Origin of the sequence: Laspinema palackyanum D2c (genome assembly GCF_025370875.1) — a bacterium.
GTDB classification, from domain to species: domain Bacteria; phylum Cyanobacteriota; class Cyanobacteriia; order Cyanobacteriales; family Laspinemataceae; genus Laspinema; species Laspinema palackyanum.
In genome coordinates this window covers 219,970-241,305 of the sequence record NZ_JAMXFD010000002.1, presented here as the reverse complement: position 1 = coordinate 241,305, position 21,336 = coordinate 219,970, and the positions used below count along the sequence as shown (strand labels likewise).

General features: G+C 47.7%; 16 protein-coding genes. 7 read left to right on the top strand and 9 right to left on the bottom strand.

What is annotated here, in order from left to right; genetic code table 11:
• Positions 1–49: 49 nt before the first annotated feature.
• Positions 50–1,960 (bottom strand): ArnT family glycosyltransferase, encoded by a 1,911-nt coding sequence (locus NG795_RS03805; RefSeq protein WP_367287342.1) that lies wholly within the window; start codon positions 1,958–1,960, stop codon positions 50–52.
• A gap of 322 nt (positions 1,961–2,282) precedes the next feature.
• On the opposite strand from NG795_RS03805, the gene NG795_RS03800 reads away from it, so the two are divergent.
• The 4 genes from NG795_RS03800 (at position 2,283) to NG795_RS03785 (ending at position 6,798) form a co-directional block, all read left to right on the top strand.
• Entirely contained in the window at positions 2,283–2,615 is a 333-nt protein-coding gene (locus NG795_RS03800) for a DUF565 domain-containing protein (protein ID WP_367287341.1), read from the top strand.
• 55 nt (positions 2,616–2,670) lie between these two features.
• Positions 2,671–3,750 (top strand): glycerate kinase, encoded by a 1,080-nt coding sequence (locus NG795_RS03795; protein WP_367287340.1) that lies wholly within the window; start codon positions 2,671–2,673, stop codon positions 3,748–3,750.
• 152 nt (positions 3,751–3,902) lie between these two features.
• Entirely contained in the window at positions 3,903–4,538 is a 636-nt protein-coding gene (locus tag NG795_RS03790) for a thylakoid membrane photosystem I accumulation factor (protein WP_367287339.1), read from the top strand.
• An 832-nt stretch (positions 4,539–5,370) separates the two neighbouring features.
• Positions 5,371–6,798, top strand: coding sequence for a sugar transferase (locus tag NG795_RS03785; RefSeq protein WP_367287338.1), 1,428 nt, complete (start codon positions 5,371–5,373; stop codon positions 6,796–6,798).
• A 28-nt stretch (positions 6,799–6,826) separates the two neighbouring features.
• Here NG795_RS03785 and NG795_RS03780 read toward each other — a convergent pair whose 3' ends face one another.
• Together NG795_RS03780 and NG795_RS03775 are read right to left on the bottom strand one after the other, a co-directional pair.
• Positions 6,827–7,423 (bottom strand): D-glycero-alpha-D-manno-heptose-1,7-bisphosphate 7-phosphatase, encoded by a 597-nt coding sequence (locus tag NG795_RS03780; protein WP_367287337.1) that lies wholly within the window; start codon positions 7,421–7,423, stop codon positions 6,827–6,829.
• Between the two features lie 190 nt (positions 7,424–7,613).
• Complete coding sequence (locus NG795_RS03775) at positions 7,614–8,585, bottom strand: glycosyltransferase family 9 protein (RefSeq protein WP_367287336.1); 972 nt, start codon at positions 8,583–8,585, stop codon at positions 7,614–7,616.
• Positions 8,586–8,777: 192 nt separating this feature from the next.
• Here NG795_RS03775 and ispD point away from each other — a divergent pair, with 192 nt between their 5' ends.
• Entirely contained in the window at positions 8,778–9,473 is a 696-nt protein-coding gene (gene ispD / locus NG795_RS03770) for a 2-C-methyl-D-erythritol 4-phosphate cytidylyltransferase (protein WP_367287335.1), read from the top strand.
• 66 nt (positions 9,474–9,539) lie between these two features.
• Here the strand turns inward: ispD and NG795_RS03765 are convergent, their stop codons facing one another.
• Complete coding sequence (locus tag NG795_RS03765; protein ID WP_367287334.1) at positions 9,540–11,576, bottom strand: alpha/beta hydrolase; 2,037 nt, start codon at positions 11,574–11,576, stop codon at positions 9,540–9,542.
• Between the two features lie 624 nt (positions 11,577–12,200).
• Positions 12,201–12,620, bottom strand: a complete 420-nt coding sequence (locus NG795_RS03760; RefSeq protein WP_261198352.1) for a tetratricopeptide repeat protein — start codon at positions 12,618–12,620, stop codon at positions 12,201–12,203.
• Between the two features lie 28 nt (positions 12,621–12,648).
• Between NG795_RS03760 and NG795_RS03755 the strand changes: the two genes are divergently transcribed.
• Entirely contained in the window at positions 12,649–12,837 is a 189-nt protein-coding gene (locus tag NG795_RS03755) for a hypothetical protein (RefSeq protein WP_367287333.1), read from the top strand.
• 97 nt (positions 12,838–12,934) lie between these two features.
• On the opposite strand, the gene NG795_RS03750 is transcribed toward NG795_RS03755, so the two are convergent.
• A complete protein-coding gene (locus NG795_RS03750) occupies positions 12,935–13,297 on the bottom strand; it encodes a HesB/IscA family protein (RefSeq protein ID WP_367287332.1) in 363 nt (120 codons plus the stop codon).
• Between the two features lie 748 nt (positions 13,298–14,045).
• Between NG795_RS03750 and NG795_RS03745 the strand changes: the two genes are divergently transcribed.
• Positions 14,046–15,686, top strand: coding sequence for a DUF6930 domain-containing protein (locus NG795_RS03745; RefSeq protein WP_367287331.1), 1,641 nt, complete (start codon positions 14,046–14,048; stop codon positions 15,684–15,686).
• Positions 15,687–15,794: 108 nt separating this feature from the next.
• Here NG795_RS03745 and NG795_RS03740 read toward each other — a convergent pair whose 3' ends face one another.
• From NG795_RS03740 to NG795_RS03730, 3 genes are all read right to left on the bottom strand, one after another.
• Complete coding sequence (locus NG795_RS03740; RefSeq protein ID WP_367287330.1) at positions 15,795–16,673, bottom strand: alpha/beta fold hydrolase; 879 nt, start codon at positions 16,671–16,673, stop codon at positions 15,795–15,797.
• Positions 16,674–17,137: 464 nt separating this feature from the next.
• Complete coding sequence (locus NG795_RS03735; protein WP_367287329.1) at positions 17,138–20,347, bottom strand: CHAT domain-containing protein; 3,210 nt, start codon at positions 20,345–20,347, stop codon at positions 17,138–17,140.
• Positions 20,348–20,492: 145 nt separating this feature from the next.
• Positions 20,493–21,263 (bottom strand): pentapeptide repeat-containing protein, encoded by a 771-nt coding sequence (locus NG795_RS03730; protein WP_367287328.1) that lies wholly within the window; start codon positions 21,261–21,263, stop codon positions 20,493–20,495.
• Positions 21,264–21,336 lie beyond the last annotated feature (73 nt).

Below are 21,336 nucleotides of genomic sequence, written 5' to 3'. Positions count from 1 at the left end.
CAACGTCCCGACTTCAGTCGTTCTCTTCCCCCCGTTCAACCTCCCGACTTCAGTCGTTCCCTTCCCCCTCCTCCTTGTTTCCTATTCCCTCGGGTAAAAACAACTGTTGCGGCATTTCCAGTAGCAAATAATTCCCCCGTTCAGCAATCAGTTGATACTCTTCAGGATTAGCAACTTCCAACCCCTGAATCTTATCCGGATATCCCACCACTAAAAACGGCAGTAGATTGGAATTTTTTACCGCTAATTCTTGCAAATATGCTCGCGCCTGAGTGGACCTTCTAAAAAATTTAATCGGTTGATGACTGTAAAAGACTAAACTAGGTTTTTCAAAGGCAACCATCACCACCTGCTGTTCCGGTTGTTTCATCTGTTCAATAATTTCAGCTAATTGGCGGACCGGCAATTGCCGTTCGCTATCAAAGATAAAATAAACCGGCATAACTGCCAACATGAAAAACGCCACAAATCCAGCCATATTAACAGCCATCATCCATCGCCACTGGCGTTTTAAGACCAAAATTACCCCCACTAAGGCAGTTGCCATTAAAATTAAAGCGCTTCGTTCAATTAAACCAGAATTGGTCAATATTCGGGGGAATTCTGGCATGGCTGGATCTGGGTCTAAGAGTCGGGGAACATAGAGCATAGCAGTTGCCATGAGTAAGAATAAGATTAAGTTACCGATGACGGAAACTCCCGCAAATAGACTGAAGCGATTGGGTTGACGATCGCCCTCTGTTTTAAAACTCTCTTCACTCCAAAACAACGCCACTAATATGGCAGCAGCAGGGAGGGCGGGAAGAATATAACTAGGGAGTTTAGTAACGGCAATGGTAAAGAAGATAAAGATACCACCTAACCAAAATACAGCCAATAAACCCAGATGATTAGCCCGGGGTTGATTCTGCCAGCGACTGCGTTTCCAAAAGCGTAAGCGGGTGATGGCAATGGGTAAATAAATCGACCAAGGAGAAAATCCCGCTAACAGGACTAAAAAGTAAAAATACCAGGCTTCACTATGATTGTTAACCACCTGAGTAAAGCGTTCAAAATTATGATATCCAAAAAATGTCTGGATATAGGTTTCACCATTGGCTAAGGTGACTAAAATATACCAAGGTAAAGCGATAATTGTGATGATTAAAATACCGCGTGTGGGTTTAATTTCCCGCCATAATTCTTTGACTTTTCCCAGATAAATTGCAAAAGATCCAATAATTAATCCGGGTAAAACAATTCCCACAGGTCCTTTAGCGAGAATGGCTAAGGCGATAAAAATGTAAAAAATTACATACCAGGCATGGGGAGTTAAGACCGTTGAGTGCAGAGGGGGTTCCAGTTGATTTTCAGGATGTTGGAAAACATTGGAATTGGCATATCCCCAAAAAAATGCAAGGAGGGCGCTTCCCATGCAAGCACTCAATAACATATCAGAAACGCCGATTCTTCCCCAAGCAATGGTTTGAAAATTCAAAGCGGCGATCGCCCCCCCGAGTCCGGCACAAAACCAGGCTTTTCGAGGGATATTCTGGGTCTGTTCCGGTCCTTTAGCTTCTAAGGCAATGGAGGAGTGGGGAACGGTAAAATAAAGCAGGGTAAAGAAGACGAAACCCATCAAAAAAATGGCCGCTAATGCGGAAGGTAGACGGACCGCCCATTCATTGACCCCAAAAATTTGGTAGGCGATCGCCATCAACCAATAAATCAACGGAGGTTTATCAAATCGCGTTTCTTGATTAAAATAAGGCGTAATCCAATCCCCCGTGACTACCATTTGTCGGGCTGCTTCTGCAAACAAAGGTTCCGTTTCATCCACTAACCCAACACTGCCTAATTTCCATAAAAAGGCAATCCATCCAATCCCTAATAGCCCCAAAATCGATAATAGTAAAGCGAACTTAGTCGGTACGCTTATTTGACTCTCATTATCCCAAAAGCGATTTATGTGAAGTTTCATCAGTTGTTTGTGTTTCTAGGGTCCGTTATGGTTTACAGTCATTGGTCATTGGTCCTTGGTCCTTGGTCATTAGTCCTTGGTCCTTGGTTGACCGCTATCGGGATGGGGGAGGTGGGGGATATGGGGTAGATGAGCCAGAGGGCTGGAATATGCTATTGTATCTAACAAACCGGGGGATACTGCTTCCTGGATGGAAATGCGGGAGGGAGATGACATCTTTAGGGTCGCCATCGTGCCGCGCGATCGCCTAGGTCAGATATCGGGTCTGTGACTGAACGGGTCAGGGTTCGAGATCAATGTTTGATTGAAAATGATATAAGCTATGCAGAATACCCGTCTGAACAGTCTGTTTGATGGTGCCGTTTCTGAACTGAGGCAATCCTTACGCAATCCGTGGCGACGGATCTCCGTACTGCTGATTAGCTTTTTAATGGGTAATTTTCTGGGAACGGCAATTAGTACGATCGCCGGACAAAATGCCAACTTAGATGTGATGGTAGCGGCTGTTTTAATTGTATTAACCGAAGTCTATAGTTATTTTTTCTATCGGATTCACGAGCAAATGAAGCGATCGCTATTGGCCCAGGGAATCAATTCTTTTAAAATTGGCATGATTTACAGTCTATTCGTCCTTGCCTTTACCCTCGGTTCTTAATGGATGGTTAATCGGATTAAACGCCATTTTCACCGAATTCAAGGGAGATTGATTCATGGAAAAAAAGTGGGCGATCGCCTCGATTCTGGAGGAGTGGCAGCAGGGAGTTCGACCCACCGGATCCACTTGGGAAGCATTAATCCAACAAGAACTCGCCGACCCCCTTCTTGCTCAGGGGTATGGGATTTCCCCGGAAACGGTGGAGTCCCAACTCAAGGCCCGATCGCAGGCATTAGCGGTGATTCTACCCCACCTGGAGCAATTTCCCTTCCCGGGAGACAAAATACTCGAACCCTTATGGCAATTGTGGTTACCCTTGGCGATGAAACTGATCGCCTCTCACCAGAAATTAGGACGACCCTGGATGCAAGGGATTTTAGGAGGACAGGGAACGGGGAAAACCACCCTGGGGAAAATTTTAACCTGGATTTTGAGTCATCTGGGCTATTCTACCTTGGCCCTTTCTATCGATGACCTTTATAAAACCTATTCAGAACGGCAGCAGTTGCGGCAGGAGGACCCGCGTCTGATTTGGCGAGGACCTCCGGGGACTCACGATGTGGAATTAGGAATTAACCTCTTGGATCGCTTGCGGAATCCCGATAGACAAACCATTGCCGTTCCCCGATTTGATAAATCATTGTGGGAGGGACAAGGCGATCGCAGCACAGAACCCTCCCTGGTTGAGGGTGTAGATATCCTGTTATTGGAAGGGTGGTTTGTGGGAGTGCGTCCCGTGGATCCGGCAGTGTTTGACAATCCCCCTTGGCCGATTATGACGCAAGCAGACCGCAGTTTTGCCCGAGATATGAATCAGCGATTGCGGGATTATTTGCCGTTGTGGGACCGATTAGATGGGTTGATGGTGTTGTATCCCCAGGATTATCGCCTCAGTTTGCAATGGCGGATGCAGGCGGAATGGGAAATGAAGGCCCAGGGTAAGGGGGGAATGAGTGATGGGGAAATCGGGGAATTTGTAGAATATTTTTGGAAGGCGTTGCATCCGGAGTTGTTTGTCAGGCCCCTATTGAGTCCGGGTTCCGAGGTGGACTTGGCGATCGAGATGGGAAGCGATCGCCGGATTATCAAGGTTTACAGTCCCCGGCAGATTGGGGGAAACTCAGGAATGCCTTGATTTTGTTTCATCCCCCATCCCGTTGTCGCCGGATGAGTCGCCAGAGGATTGCCGAGTTGAGTATTGCCAATGGCTAAGATGAGATTGAAGCAAGTGCGTCAAGAACTGGCAAAACTTGATAGAGTCAATTGCAGGAGTCTCCCCGAGAGTTGATGTTGTATTCTATGTTTTATTCTGGGTTGCGTACTGGTAGCATCCGTGGCAAGAAATCTCTAAATTTAGCCGTTGACTTATGTCGAGTGATGGCGAAACGACTGGTGGTGGCGATCGCAATGGTGAGTTGTCTGTGGTTGATGCTCACCCCAGGGGCGATCGCCGGTCTCAACGATGATAACTTTGATGGCAATATTTACGCCCTCTATGGTGGCAATGGTTCCTTAGTCCCACCGAGAGTCTCCCTAGAACAGTCTCTCTCCCGGGACGATCGCGCCACGGTGTTAGTGTTTTTCCTCGATGACAGCAGTGATTGCAAGGAATACACCGCCGTTGTTTCGCAGATTCAGGCATTCTACGGAAGGGCCGCTGATATTTTACCCCTGAATGTGGATGCCATTCCCGTCAAGGATGAATATGCACCCACGGAACCTGGGTACTATTATTCTGGGGTTGTTCCTCAAACCGTTGTCCTGGATTTAGAGGGTAAAGTCGTTTATGACGGCAAGGGACAAGTTTCTTACGAGTCCATTGATGATGTGTTGCGTCAAGTGTATGACTTGCTGCCGCGATCGGAATCGATTGATCTTAAACGGCGTGCTCCCAATGAGGTGAGTGTCGAACTCTCTCGGTAATCCCGCAACCGTGAACAATAGGGACCCGGGGAGTGACCACCCCATCTGCTGGTTTTGCTCCCCGTAACCCTGGGGCCACCTAGGTTGGCCCCTCCAGGTTTGAACCGGCGCAAAACCGCCCAGACCGGAATCCAGGGATCATTCACCTCTGCCATTTGAGGGTTGACAACAGGAGCGAGTTAGGATATGTAGGCTCTGCTTTTGCACCTTTTTTTTAACATTGACGAGCTGAACTATAAATACTTTTTATAAATTGAGTCTAGTTGCCCATGTTCGGCGTGAATAACCTCTGAGATAATCAAGGGGATAGGTTCATATTTCACTCAAGTCATCGGCAGGCCGCTGTGGCGATCGGCCTAAATCACGTTTCAATAGCAAACAATACCCCAATCACCGGACACCGTTCATCAGACAAGGATGGGAGCATCTAACCCCCTCTTCCACCCTCCAAGGTTCAGTTCTCAACCTCTCCCTAAATTGCCACTTAGGGTATCGTTCAAACCAGCAACAGAATGACAATCTGAACTCTTTTGTCAAGTTTAGTATGGACCACTCCCGAGATCATTATAATAGAGTCCATGAATTCCCTGGAATATTCCCCCGGCTTTTGCTCATCGCGTTCAAAAATAAAGGGTGTCAATTTATGTTAATTAAGCCAGGAATGAAGTCGGTGCATACTACAGACTAACCGCTCTATTTATTTTAGTCTTAGCGATGGCAAATCCAAAACTTGCGTCGTCGAGGGGGGCATCTACTCTAAAGAACATCGGGTCAAGAATAGACATCCTACAACCAAGAGTATTAACCTCGGTTCGGTGCATCCGACAAGACAATGGATAAAAGAAAACTTGATATACGCGCTCCACTCATTGCCAAGCTCAGTCGCGGGACGGGCATTGGCTCACTCCGGATTATCCTGTTAATTGTCCTCGATAGTGTGATGTTGAGCTATGCGTGGCTACTCGCGGACAAGTTCGGCACTCCCGTTGGAGCCTTTAGCTTGATAGCCACTCAGAATGACAATCCCGGATTTTTAATTCCGATTCTGGTGATTACCTTGGGGATTGTCGCGTCAGCGGGACTTTATGGCACCGATGATCGGCGACGAGATTTTTTTAATCTCATCAAATCCTTGAGCTTTGCCCAGTGTGTTTTATTATTTATTGGCTACCTCTACGAACCCGAAGCGGTCATTTCTCGTTCAACCTTCTTGCTATCTTGGATCTTTGCGATCGCTTTTGTGCTGAGTGAGCGGTTAATCCTGCATTTAACCATTGTTTATTTGCGGCACAGAGGTGCAATCCGTCAGCGCATTGGCTTAGTTTGTAAACCCAAAGATATTGAAACTGCTAAACGATTTATTGTTAAAAGTAAACAATACAAAATTTGTGATGTAGAAGACCTCTCGATCCGAGAAAAAAGCCACGATTGGTCGGAGATGATTCAACGACTGAGGGAAAAAGCCGTCAGCGAAGTGTTTGTCTGTTCGGAACTCTCAGTCCGAGACCAAATTTACCTGTATTGGGAGTTGAAACGCGCCGGGATTCACCTGAGAATTCTCCCCTTGGGACTGGAACTGCCGATTCAGTGGTCAGAGATTAAGATGGTCAATGGCATCCCGAGTATGAGATTTAGATCGCCGCCGATTATTGGGGGGGATTACTGGATCAAACGGGGATTTGATTTAGTCGCTGCGGGCATCATTATCTTTTTAATTAGTCCGGGGTTGCTGTTGTTAGCAATACTGATTAAGGTGGATTCCCCCGGTCCCATTTTTTACAAACAAGTGCGAATGGGATTAAAAGGCCGTCATTTCCAAGTTTGGAAGTTTCGGACAATGGTGACGAATGCCGAACAGTTACAAAAAGATTTGGAAGCGAAGAATGAAATGGCCGGGGGAATTATGTTCAAAATGAAGGATGATCCCCGGATCACACGAGTTGGCAAGTTTATCCGACGGTATAGTTTGGACGAACTGCCACAAATTATCAATGTTTTAAATGGGGAGATGAGTTTAGTTGGTCCTCGTCCGTTCCCCTTGCGAGATGTGGAACGCTTTTCAGAACATCACTTTATGCGCCATGAAGTCCTGCCAGGAATTACGGGATTATGGCAGGTTTCTGGGCGATCGGATATTGTGGATTTTGAGGAAGTCTTCCGCCTGGATATGACCTACATTCAAAATTGGTCTGTGTCTCTGGATTTCCAGATTTTATTCCAGACGGTGAAGGTGGTGTTTGCCAAAGAGGGGGCCTATTAGGAACGGGATAAATCAGGGCCGATCGCCCCTAAATCCTCCCCGATTTGGACCCCTGCTGAGTAATCCAATGCACCGCCTCTGCTAAATCTGAGGCGATGAAATCCGGATGGGTGTGGTGTTGGTATTGACCCCCCAACACGCGATCGCCATAGCCCGTTTTCACCAAAATCCCCGTACAACCCGCATTATGGGCCATATCCACGTCGGTTGCCTTATCTCCCACCATAAAACTCTGACTCAGGTCTAAATCATGTTCCCACGCTGCCGCGACTAACATTCCCGTATTGGGTTTACGCCAAGTGGTCCACCGGGTAAACTCGGGTTCCGTCCCCCCTTCTGGAGGACTTAGATAGGGACAATAATAAAGCGCATCCAAGCGGGCCCCCGCTTCCTGGTCCAATAAGTAACACAGGCGATCGTGCAGCGCTTCAACATGAGAAGCGGGGTAATATCCTCGCGCCGGACCCGATTGGTTGGAAACCAGACAACAGAAGAGATTTCGGTCATTTAAGTGGCGGACCGCTGCGGCCACACCGGGAATCAAATTCAGGTCTTCAAGGCGGTGAATATATCCAACTTCTTGATTTAAAACGCCATCTCGATCCAGGAATACTGCGGGTTTCATCAGGGATTTTTAAGGAGAGTCAACAATCATTAAAAATTAATCAGTCCGAATTTTATCAGGACTGAGGCTTGAACAGGAGGATGTAACCGCAGAGGGTAGAGGCAGTACATGAACTGCCCCTACCCTCTGCGGTTATGGGTCAGACCTGGTTATGAAAGATGATTAATTCTTAATTCCCAATATCTTCGGTTTAGCCTCCCCAAACTTTTTCTAGGACCTTCTCTGGTGAAATATCGGCAATTCTGCCCGTAGAAGATTGAATGCCGATATAACGATCGCCCGCAGGGAGCAATTTAGCGGGGTCTGTCGGGCCAAACAAGGCAATGGTATAGGTTTGGACCGCCACCGCCAGATGCATCGGCGCACTGTCCGTACAGAGCATCAAATTCGCAGCGGCGATCGTTGCCGCCAACTTACCCACATCCGGGGGTGAAGTCACCTTAATACCGGGACAGGACCTAACCAACTTGTCGCATAAGGGTTTATCCTCTGGCCCTTGGATCAAGACCACCGGCAGGGGCTGACGGGTTTGCAGGTCCTGGATAATCTGCTGCCATTTTTCAACGGGATAAATTTTATCCAATCCTTTGATTTGGGAGAGTTGGCTGGCCCCCCCATGAATCAGAATATAACCGCTGTCTTTGACGCCCAATCTTTGCTGTTCGTCATCGGACCAGCGTAAATCCTCCTTGAGCAGGGTCACACAGAGCTCCGGACAAGGCATGGAGACCCCAAAACCCTGCAACAAGTCGTGGTACATACCGGCGGCATACTGCTCAGTTTTCAGCGGGACTGGGTTGGTGAGCAACCAGGAGTTGCCCAAATCCGAGTAGCTAATTCGGATGGGGATGCCTGTTAACCAGAGCAATAATCCCACCACCCAACGCTGTCCAAGGGAAATCACCGCATCATATTCGCGATCGCGCATGATCCCCAGCAAATTCCCCCAATCCGCCAACCCGTTGCGATCCTTAAAATCAAACGGCAGCACCTGGAGGGACTTGTCATGAAAAAACTTGGATACCCGGTAAGCACCTTTCGACCGAGGCTCCACAACAACATCTATGTAAGCGTTGGGATATAACCGTTTTAGGCTATCCAACGTCGGGAAAAATAAAATTTGGTCGCCGATTCCGCCTGGGACAAGGGCCAGTATTCGCATCTCAATTGATGGAGCTTACTAAACAGACTCATTCTAAGCGATGAGAGACCTAATCGGATCCGCAATCTTCTGACTCAACCCCACCACCGGCCAGAAATTCGCTAAAAACCGTTGCGATCGCCCCTGGGCCTCTACTCTAGTTATTATTATTCACTCGTCATTGTTGTAACCAAACGCTTTAGAGGAACTACCGTGCATTTATTGATACCCGCCGCTGGCATGGGGCGACGAATGGGCAGCAACCGCAATAAACTCCTCCTGTCATTGCTCGATCGCCCCTTGATTGCCTGGACCCTAGAGGCGGCGGATGCCTCCCGCGAAATTCGTTGGATTGGGTTAATCGGTCAACCGGAAGACTGGCCCGACTTTGAAGCGATTTTAGCCGCCAATCCTCCCAACAAACCTGTCCAATTCATCCAAGGCGGCAGCACCCGCCAAGAATCGGTTTACAACGGATTACAGGGACTTCCGCCAGAAGCGACCCATGTGCTCATTCATGATGGGGCCCGGTGTCTGGCAACCCCGGACCTGTTCGATCGCTGTGCCGAGGCCCTCCGCCATTGTCCCGGATTAATTGCCGCGATTCCGGTCAAAGACACCATTAAAATTGTCGCCCGGGACTCCCAAACCATTGAACAAACCCCTGATCGCCAGCAACTCTGGGCCGCCCAAACCCCCCAGGGATTTGAAGTTGCCTTATTGAAACAGTGCCACGATCGCGGAAAATCCCAGGGATGGGAGGTTACTGATGATGCGGCATTATTTGAAAAATGTGACTTGCCGGTGCAAATTGTCCCCGGGGAAGAGACTAATTTGAAAGTGACCACCCCAATGGATTTGGCGATCGCTGAGTTTATCCTCTGTCAACAACGCCCTGAACTCAAATAACACAGAAACCCGCACCCTCAAGGGTGCGGGTTTTTATAGACCGATCACAACCGGATTGATTCCGTATTAATCCTTCGTCAAAAAGGGTTGACGGGGTAAAAACCGGATCTTTGTGCCTGGAATCAACTTTTGAATCCCTTCGTTGATTTCAGATTCGGACTGATTGAGACTGATCAGCAGTTTCAAAATCTTGAAGGTGGCAGTGTGGGTTAAAAAGTAGCCCCCATGTAAATCCAGTTGGCCGAAGACTCGACTATAGGTCAGACTCAGGAGAAACATCAGGGTATTGATCAAGTCGATCGCCAATCCTCGATGAGACTTCAGGGGCCAAAAGATGCCATTCACGCCAATCGTCTCGGAACAGTCGATATAGTTAAAGCGCTCAAACAGGTCATAAGCGGACGTGGGATTGGCCGCTGCTTGGGAGACCAAGACATTGCGAATGTAAGGGCGGTAATTGGTATCGGGGTAGCGATCGTCTAAGGGTTGGAGGTAGACATTTCCTAGACGATAGGCGGACATTTCGATGCTGGGTTCACTAAACCAGTTGCCGAGGGTTGGCATATAGCGCAGGATAATATCGCGATCGCTTGACATCAGGTAAATTTGACGGCAACGACGCATGGCGGACCGAACGTAATTGTTGCGACCCTCCCGGAGGAACTCCAGGGGGATATCCGGGGAGGCCAAAATTAATTTATCCAGTCGCAGGCGATCGCCAATCTTGCTGAACTCTCCCCCATCTGGATCCTCAATGTCCTCCTCATCCTTGCCAAAGCGATCGGACAAAATTCGCAGAGTATTGACCAGCAGCAGTCCTCCCATACTATGACCGACCAAGTTCACCCCAATCTCAGCCTTAGACCCAGAAACGGCATGATTTGCCAGGGACACAGAACCCTGATTTTCCGCTTCAATCGAGCCTAAGACCGGCGTTAAAGGTGCTGTTTTTTTATCTTGGTTTGTTTTAACTGCCTGGGGATTCAGAGCGCGGTCTAAGCGCCAAAAGAATTCGGCTAAATCCGGTGCACCATAGTGAATCGCCCGGTAGCGATCGCGCTGATAAACCAACACCCGCAAACACTGCATCAACAGGACCCACAGGATAAACAAGGGTGGGACCACCCAATACCATTGCAGACCCACCGCACTCAACTGGATCCCCTTCCAAATGGGACCGATGAGAGGCAGGAATTCTAACCCTTTGAACAGGGGAAGTCCGAGCAATTTGACCATCCCATACAATCCGGTGCCAATAATGCCCGCAAATCCGGAAAGCACAAAGGAGAATTTGAAAATAACGCCCCAATTATTGGAGAAATCCTTCCATAATCCCGGACTGGTAAAGGGTTGTTCACTCGGCCAATGATATCCAATATAAAAATGATTGTCTTTTAACCCGCTATCCGGGGAAGACTCTTGGCGATTTAAGGCTTTAGCCTCGTTCCTGAATAAATCATAAAACGTGGCGGCAGAGGTTGCATAGCCGTGGGTGCGGAGGGTCATGCGATCGCAAAATCCCTCCCCGACAATTTCGGCGAATTCATCCACATTAAATAAAGCCCGGAATCGGTCCTGGGGAGGCAATTGACGGTCTACATAGAGGGAAATGGGGGCGGTGCTAATGACTAAAAATACATTAGGATAAACTAGGTCTTGGTAGATCTCAAAATTACGCGCAGACTTTTCCGAAAAATGGCGATCGCACCAACTATTCAGCGTCGCCATCACATACTTTTCATCCACCATTTTGTGAAAATAAGAAAAGTCGGCGACGGGGTGAGTTTGGCAGTATTGCCCACATTCCCACTGTAACGCCTCAACAATTTCTTTTTCCGAAAGCTTGCCGCCGTAGGCCAAAAGCTGGGCTGTGCTCATGGGCTTTCGGTTGGCAGATTTTCCCCGGTTTTTCGATTGGGGAAAATCCGGAGAGTTGGGGCACTTATAGGCAAGCTGCACGATTCGGGCTTTCACCCATCCATCGGAAAAGGGAGCCGAATTTTTAACTAGGGATTCAAGCCATTGGCAGTCATTTTGTAAGGTTTCTGGGGATTTGGTATCCCAACTCCAAGGCAAATCTTTATAGGGGCGAGAAATACTCATAAAATAAAAGGGGTAAATGCTGATGAAGTGGTAAAGAAATGAGGCCGGGTAAACTTTTCTTGAACGGGTTTAAAATTCAAGAAAAGTTTACAAACTCCATGAGGTTAATCCATGAGGGTAAAAACTGATTTAACAAATCAGTTCATGGGATGATTTACCCAAAAAGTCAGAGTTTGTTGAGGGTTAATAATGATCTACTCTGGAAAAAAAAATTATCCGGGTAAGATCCTTGATAGTGGACAGTTTTTTAGGTGCTAAAAAGGGAAAATAGCCTAGGTCCCTTGAGGAGGATGTTGGGGAGGGTAGATTTTGCACCGGAGTGAGGCATCATCACCCTGGCGTGAGTTCTACAAACAACGGTTAACAAACGACTAAAGTCGTGACTACAAACGTAAGAGGGGAAGAAACGACTTCTTTCGTTACTACAAACATAAGAGGGGAAGAAACGACTTCTTTCGTTCGTAGTGACGCACTCCGTCGTCTCCTAGGGGATGAGAGAGGTAAAAATAAATAAGCCTGCATGAAGATTGGAGAGGGCTCTCATGCAGGCATTGAAGGTTAAAAATTAAATGAAAGGTCTAGGAAAGTGCGATCGCCTCTGGCACTTCAGTCCAAAGGGGAAGCTTATTCAAACAGCCAGTTTTTGACCCGTTGTAAACTCTTCCAATCCGGTTTTCGGTTCAATCCCTCCTCGATATTGTCCTTCACCTCATCCCGCAATTCTGCCGCAACCATCATCAGTTGTTGGACGATTTCGATGTGAGTGCGGACGCCTTTTTGACCGCTATCAAGCATTGCTACCGCCAGGTTAACCTGAGCTTGAGCATCTTGGGGATTGAGTTTGACCGCTTTTTGAGCTGCTTTATAGGCGGGAGTGGGTTTATCGGCCAATAAATACAGCCACGCCAAACAAGTCCAAGCGGGACTATTTTTTGGGGCGCGATCGCAGATATCCCGGAACACCGGAATCAGGGTGTCTGGGCCTTCACCAGCTTTATAGCGTTCCACGCCACTGGTAAATTGAGATTCAACGGTTTCAGTCATAAGCGGTTCTTTTCATGCAGTTGTTCGATTGTATCCAAAAGGCCGCCCGGTTTTTCACTTCCGGGGAGATTGGGGGGACCGCCATCGAGAATTGGGAGATGGGGGGGATGGGGAAGAATTGGGAAATGGGGAGATGTTTGTAGTCACGACTTTAGTCGTTTCTGGGTTCTGGGTTGATTCTGCCTTTGACAAGGAGACGACAGAAGCCCCAAAATAGTAAACCCAGGTCAGAAAGCTGACCTGGGTGCTTAGAGTCTATGAGAATCAGGAGGGACGGTGGCGATTGCAAAAGAGGTTAAAATGGGAGGTGCCAGTTAGGCAGAAAATGACTTGCCACAGCCACAGGTTTGAGTGGCGTTGGGGTTGGTGAATTGGAAACCACCGCCGATCAGGGCATTGCTGTAGTCAAGGGCCATGCCATAGATATAAAGCAAGCTCTTAGGATCGCAAACCACTTTGAAGCCTTCTTCATACTCGAAGACTTCATCGTTGGGTTGAATATTCTGGATCTGTTCAAAATCCATCGTGTAGGACATCCCGGAGCAGCCACCCCCGCGCACACCAACTCTTAGACAAAGGTCTTCCCCCCCTTGTTGGCTCCGCAGGGACTTAATATGGTTCATGGCAGAATCGGTGACGATAATTCCGCGTTGTTGAGGCTCTGTTGCTTGTGTCATTCGTTTACTGGTCTCCTTATTCCGGTTCTAACTGAGCTGTTCTAGCTATGCTGTTGTCTGTGTTGCTGTTCTATACTGAGAGGGCTTTAGTCTCTTCTACGTTCATTGTAGCGAGGAATGCAGCACGGCAGTAGGGAAACCTAGGGAGAGGGTAACCATCCGATGACACACCTGAGAAATCAGCAAGGATAAAGAAGACCAAATCAGCCGGTTCCTCACAAGGGTGGAACTGTTATCAAGGTGGTGTGAATTCATAATGGATGCCTAGTCCTGACTTCCTCCACAACTCCGACCCAATTTCTGTAGAGTATTGAGACATTCTGGGAGATTTTATTGTTGTTTTCAATGGTTTTGAATCAGAGTCAGTCGGTGAATAAAATTAACCATAAATGGACCTCGGACCCCTAACCCCATGCCCCTCCTCTCCCCTACCTATCCCTTACAAAGGATGGAAATAAGGAATAAATATCTTGACTAGGAGGGAGGAAGGGTTCAGGCTTACCCTACTTGATGATATCGATACAGGAGAGGGAAGACAAACCGGGTTTGGGGTTTCTCCTCTGTACCATTGAGCAAAAAATTAGATAGAGTCAGAGGGTTTCTTGTCCGATTTATTGAAGATTCCACCGCAGCCCTGGGGGAGAAAATGGGGGAATTCGAGCTAGTTTTAAATTGATTTAGGTTCACTGATTGACCTGTTAACTGGCTATTTTAATCATCTGTGCGTACACCTTATAATGAATTGTTTATGGCAGGTTTAAACCGCTCTACGTTTCGTCGCTTACAACAACTGCAACAAATTCCCTCGGTTTGGGAAGGCGATCGCCGTCCGATGTCCGAACCGCTGCCTATAGGCTCCTCGGCTTTAGCGGATTATGATTCAGAAAACGGCGGGGACTGCATTATGTGGGTGGATGGGTCCCAAGGAATCGTCCGGTCGATGGATGTGGTCTCCCCAGATACGGGTCCCGAAGCGGTGGTTCGCACCTTGCTCAGGGCTATGGAACACCCTCACAGTCCAGCTCTTCCTGGGCGACCCCAGAAAATCGTGGTCAAGGACCGGGAAATCCAGTTTTTTCTCCGAGGCGTCCTTCAGGACCTGGGCATTTCCATCGAGTATGTGCCGGACCTCCCCCTGATTGATGAACTGTTTCGCGGGTTTCAGGATGTGGTCGATCGCAAAACGCCTCTGTTACCCCCGCAGTATGTGGAGAGTTTAGAAGCCAAAGCTTATGAAGTCTGGCAGGCAGGTCCCTGGCAATGTCTGGCGGATCATCAAATTATCTCGATTGAGCTGGAAGGGTTGGATATGGGAACCCTGTATGCCTGTGTCATGGGGATGCTGGGATTGGATTATGGGATTCTGTTATATCGGTCCCTGGAATCCCTAACTCAGTTTAGAAAGCGGGTGATTGCCAATGAATCGCCGGAACGGTTAGAAGAAGCCTTTTTATCCCAAGATTGCCTGTTTATTACGTTTGAAGGGGCTGAGGAAGATGACGATATCGACCTCTCGGATCTTCCTCCTAGCGAGATCCATCCCACTTTTGGCAATCTCCACCCCTTAGAAGGAATGCGGGCTATTCTCTATGATGAGGAGGCCCTGCTGACAATTTTGGCCCTGGATGGGTTTGCGCGCTTTTTCCGCACTGTGCGCCGCAAGCTGACTGGCGGCAAGTTCCCGAAGTTGAGCCAACGCTATCAAATTCCGGTTCCCCCAGGGGGCGATCGCCAGGGTCCCGAGAATGTGGCGGTGACGGTAAGCACGATGCCGGAACTGGCTGCCAAACTGTTTGAAATGAGTATGAGTGCCACGGAAGATGAGGATGATGAGGACGAGGATGATGATGAACCCTTGTTACGCGATGATTTGGTGCCACCGAACTCGTTCCTCAGTCTCGGGGTCGTTCCTTGGGAAATTTTGAAAGAACTAGAGGGTTCAGCTTCTCATTTTCAATCCGCTCAAGTTCATGCCAGCGGCGATGGGTTGCCCATTATCTTAATTCAAACCTCTCGACCCAAGGCGAAAGCGATGATTGAAACCTTAAAAGAAGTTGGGGGAGTAACCGGAATTGGTTTTAATCCCGGTGAAGACCCCCTGGGCGGTAATCGCTTTGATTTGGGCATTTTAAAAGCAGAAAATGGTGAACTCTTTCTGTTTGGGGAGTTTATGGAAGATGACCCGGTTCACGTTGCGGCGCGTAAAAAGTGGGATGGCCGCTGTAAGAAAACCAAGGGATATTGTGGTTTGGTGATTGCAATGGGGTTGACGGGAGCAAGCCGTGGGAATCCTCAAAAGAAGGATATGTTGGCTTTGTTTGAGGTGCGATCGCTCTCCCCCAAAGATATCAATCTCGGCACCCTCCAATTGATGCCAATGCCTTTTTAAGTCCGTCTTACAACGGGGGAGGGGCAGTCCCTGTACTTCCCCTCCCCCCTGGGTGATATCTGTTGTTGGTCGGCTTTAGCCCCCAAAATAATTGAGTTGTGAAACCTATTATTTTTCCCCGCTTTCTGATAAAAATTCCCGCATATACTGATTCACCCGTTCCGGTTGTTCTTGTTGTACCCAATGGCTACAATTGGGAATATAACGAATCTGTAAATTCCGAACGTAGGATTCAGTTCCGTAGGTTAATTCTTTCCCCAGGGCGGTATCATTTTCTCCCCAAATCATCAGGGTGGGGACTTCTAAGAGGTTCCACTCTTTGTCAAAAACTAATTCCCATAAGGTTTTCCGGTAATAGTTGAGCATGGCAGTCAGGGCACCCCGTTTGGCGGCCGCATTTTTATAGGCGTTAATATCAGCCGGGGAAAAGGCGTCTTTATCCACAGCCTGGGTTTGAAATGCCGTTTCAATGGCCTGATAATCATTGAATTGAAAGAGGAACTCGGGGACAAGGGGAATCTGAAAGAAAAAGGCATAAGAACTTTTAAGGATTTGCTGGGGGTTGCTGCGGAGTCCTTCGGCAAATTTGGCGGGATGGGGAATATTGAGGACGATGAGTTTTTCGACTAACTGGGGATAACTGTAGGTAAAATACCAGGCGATCGCCCCTCCCCAATCATGACCGACTAAGACACAGCTTTCATACCCCAATCCGGTAATGATTCCCTCAATATCTTTGATTAATTCTTGGATATGATAGGCTGATAAATCTTGAGGTTTATCGCTGTCGTTGTACCCGCGCATATCCACGGCAACGACTTTATAATCTTGAGCAAATTCGGGTATTTGATGTCGCCAGGAATACCAAAATTCGGGAAAGCCGTGGAGCATTAGCATCAAGGGTCCTTCCCCTTGGGTGACATAATGCAGGGTGATTCCATTCACGGCGATCGTGTTGTGAGTCCAAGTTTCTAGGGCAGTTGTCATATATTTATCTCGGTTTAAAGTCTGATTCAGTCCCTATAATCTACATTGGGTCCAAAGCATTGGACCCGTTATCAATTTTTAGCACAAAAAAACCGGGTTTTAATGCTGATTTCCAGCTCATTATACCCAATACTCTATTCATACTTTCTGTAAAAGCCGACACCTTTAAGGGTACGGCTACAGGGAGAAAGTTCCCGCGCCAGGATGGAGAGAAGATTGGATAATTTTTTAAAAGAGTGGGAGCATTTGGCTCCCTAAAAGTATTAGGTATCATACGGAATTCGGTTGTGATAGGTCTTTAAAAACGAGTAGGGTGGGCAATGCCCACCTGCACAGAAAGGTGGGCATTGCCCACCCTACTTTTAACTACTTTTACCAACCGGAATCAAGATGCTCCCACTCGTTTATTTTAGCATTTTATCGGTTGAATCATTGAGACCCATGAGGGTGATGAGGGACTGTCATTAAAAGCCATTGCCAATTAGGATAAAAGAAGCCCAATAATAGGGATGATTATAATCGCTTTCTAGTAAGGCCAGTTGAGCGGTTTGAAGTGCGGCACTTTTGTTTTGGCCAGTTTTTAAACTATTATAAAAAGCGGTCATCAGGGCTTGGGTTCCGCCATCATCTACGGACCATAAAGAGGCGACTGCGGCTTTTGCACCGACTTTTTGCATTTGATAGCCAAATCCCAGGATTTCTGTTCCGTCCCCCATTTGTCCCCCCATTGCGGTTTGACAGGCGCTGAGGACGATTAAATCGACGTTGGGTAAGGACCAGTCTTCTAAGTCGCGTAAGGTGATGCGATCGCCATCGCCTAACATGATAAATGAATCTTCCGGTTGACCGTTGACAAAAGCGGCGTGAGTGGCTAAATGAATCACATTGCGATCGCTCATTCCCGAAGTGGTGGCACTTCGATTAAAGTCCAAATCAATGAGTTTCATGGTTCCAGGGATAGTTGCCGCCAAATTTTCTACTTCTTTTCCGGCAAAAGGTAACCCAGAAAACGCTAATTGTCGCGTTCCCACTTCAACACTATAAGTTCCTTGAGTAAATGCACCCGCTAATATTTTCAGGTCTTTTGGGGGAGTAACCTTAAAGTTAGTTAATGAAGCAGCCGTAATATTATTAATTTGATATCGCTGGGCCAACCATTTTTCTCCATCATACAAGGCGGCTAAGGGAATATAACGTAACAGCCCATCAGGAGCATAAATAATGGTTTCTACCTCTAAACGGTCCAGTTCACTTTGAAAAGGTTCAATTAGCCAATTATATAACTGCTTGGCTGCCACTTTAGGAATATCAGTATTGGCTCGTTTGGAGGGGACGGTGAGGGCAGTTCTAAACTCTGTAATGCCTCGGCTTAAATTGGCTTTATTTACCGCAACTGACCGATGAAGGGGAGGACTATCAGGCGTAATTAAAATCAATTCGATGCGGTCTTCTAAAATGAGGGGATAGAGCAAAACGGCATTTTGATTTAACTGTTGCAATGAGGCTTGCAATTGCGCTAGATTGGTTAAATCCAGGTTTTCTCCACTGGTTTTGCGGGAAATTTCAGCGGCAATTTCGATGATTTCGGGACTTTCGAGAAAACGGTCAAATTTTTGGCGCAGGGTTTGCAACGTGCGGTCCAGTTCGGCAATCCGTGCTTGCTGTTCTGGGGTTCGTTCGGGTTCTGAAATGCTTTGTAATTGGCTTAATTCTTGCCCCAGTTCGATCGCCTGTCCTTGAAGGGTCAAATATTCCTCGGCGAGTTTTTCTTCTTCCGGTAAAAATTGCACTCCGGATGCGGTTTGTTCGTTGCCGCGAACATTTTGCAGGTATTCATCCAGTTCTTGGATTTTTAATAAGTCTAGGACTTGTTGGGCTTCTAAAATGCGGTCTTGCCGGAGCAATAAATCGGATAAATGACGATAGGTATCGGCTACGGTGTCGGTAAAGGATTGTTGCCGTTCCATTGACAGCACTCTGATGTCTTTACGGATGGATTCATGAAGGTTGACCGCTTTTTTATAAAAGGCAGTGGCTAAGACAATATCTTCTTGTTCTTGGAAAATTCTGCCTAAATTAGCCAGGGCGATCGCTTCTCCGGCTTTGTCTCCGGTTTCTCTTAAAATTTGGAGACTTTGTTGGAGAAATTCCAAGGATTGGGGATATTGTTTCAGGCGATAATAGACGGAAGCAATACTATTGAGGGTCCGTCCGATGCCAACGCGATCGCCAATGCGTTGAAAGGTTTGTAGGGCTTGTTGCAAAAATTCTAAGGATTGGGCGGTTTGTCCTAAACTGAGATAAACGCCGCCAATATGTTCGAGAGCATTGCCTTGGGCGGTGGGGTCGCCAATGGCGTTGGCAATTTCTAAGGCTTGTTGATAATGGTCTAAGGCTTCGGTATATTGACCGAGCTTTTCATAGACGATCGCAATGGCATCTAGGTTACGACTTTCTCCGGATTTATCCCCAATTTCTTGGCGAATGGTTAAGGCTTGTTGTAACAATTCTAGGGCTTCGGGATACTCGCCCAAACGGTAATAAAGCCCGCCTAAATTATTCAAAATGGTTCCCATGCCGGGACGATCGCCAAGGCTTTGGCGGAGGCTTAAAGACCGTTCATAAAAGGTCAGGGCTTGGGGATATTGACCCAGGCTATAATAAATTCCCCCTACATTGTCCAGGGTTTTACTCATGCCGGGGCGATCGCCGATTTCTTCGGCAATGGCTAAGGATTGATTGTAAACGGACAAGGCTTGTTGATACTCGCCTCGTTCTTCATAGAGTACCCCTAATCCATTTAAAGTATTGCCTAAGCTGGATTTGTCTCCAATTTCTGTTAAAATAGGTAAGGCTTGTTCATAGTATGACAATGCCCGATCGCCTTGGCCGAATTGGCGATATAACAACCCGATATTACTTAATAACCGCGCCACTCCGGCGCGATCGCCAATTTCTTCTCGCAATTTCAGCGCTTGTTCATACAAATCTAAAGCGCGTTGGGCTTCTCCCAGATTGTAATACAGGCCCCCAAGATTATTCAAGGTCCGTCCTTCATCGCGTTTATCTCCAACGAACCGACGAATAACGAGGGCTTCTTGATACAATTGCACCGCTTTTTGATACTCTCCCGTCGCCGCATAGACGGCGGCAATGTGATGTAAGGCTTCCCCTTCAATGGGGCGATGGTTCAAGGTTCGGGCAATTTCTAACGCTTGTTCATGGATTTGTAGCGCTTGGGGATAGTCTCCTAAGCGACTGTAGACAAACCCGATATGATTGAGGGTTTCTCCCACTCCTGGGCGATCGTTCAATTCCTCACGAATGGCTAGGGCCGATTCTAATTGTTCGAGAGCTTTGGTATAATCACTCAGGGCAGTATAAACTTCCCCAATCTGAGTCATGGCAGCCGCCATCTGGAGGCGATCGCCTTCGAGGGAATGTCGCTGTAAGACTTGCTGATAGGTTTGCAAGGCGGTTTGAAAGTCTCCTTGGCGAAATTGCTCGATTCCCTGTTCCAGGAGGGGAGGGGTATCATGGAAGAGTTCACTGGAGGGTTCGGACTTATTCACCGGGGGGATTTGCGGCAACAGAGGCGCAGAGAATCCAAATGCAGGGACCGACAGCAAGGCGATCGCCGGAATGAACGTAAGACGACTGAAAGGGAACTGCATGAGACTACCTTGGGGTTAACATGACTAGAGCATCGGGATAGTATGAGGGCCCAGGGACAAGAAAGCGGCTTTTTGGCCCTTTCTCGGGTGCTTGGGGATTCTATTTCTGTTATTCTGTTATAGCGTCGATCGCCCCTCAATGACCTCACCGACAATTCAACTCCACTTTTAACCCCTCATCCATCACCGCATCACAGACATTCACCCCATCCAGATTGGCCCCGCGTAACCGAGTATATCCCCAAACCGAATCCATTCGCAAGTCGGCGCGAGTTAAATCCGCCCCCCGCAAGTCGGCATCGCTCAAGTCTGTCGCACTTAGATCCGCCCCCTGCAAATTAGCCTCCCGTAAATTTGCCCCTTTTAAGTTGGCATTCGTGAGATTAGCACGGCTTAAATTAGAATTTGTGAGGTTAACCTCGGTTAAATCCGCACTATTTAAGTTACAACCATTTAATTCAGCCTGAGTTAAGTTGGACCCCGCCAGATTTGCGCCACTGAAATTCACATTATGTAGATAGGCATGAGATAAGTCAGCCCCGGAAATATCTCGTCCCCGCGCCCCTTGGGACACCAGTTCCCAAACCATTCGCCATTTGCGATCAATTTGGGTTGTGCTATCGAGGCGAGCACCGGAGAGAATAGTCCCCTTAAAATTCACCCCGGTGAGATTCGCCCCGCGCAAGTCACTATTTTCCAAGTCAGCATAGCTAAAATCCGCCCCGGTGAGATTGCTTCCCGTGAGATTCACCCCCCTCAGTTGAACCCGAGACAAATTGACTCCGCGCAAATCACAATTCGGACATTGATTGGTTTGCCGCAATTGCTGGAGGTGAGTCGCATTTTCGGCGCGAGTCAGTTCCATCCACCCCAGTGATAAAAACAGAATTGTCAACGCAAATAATTGTGGTTTCACTTCTCCTCTCATCACTAATTCCTATACCTCAGATCCATTTAAGATGTTAATGAACATATATGTTTTCGGTCCA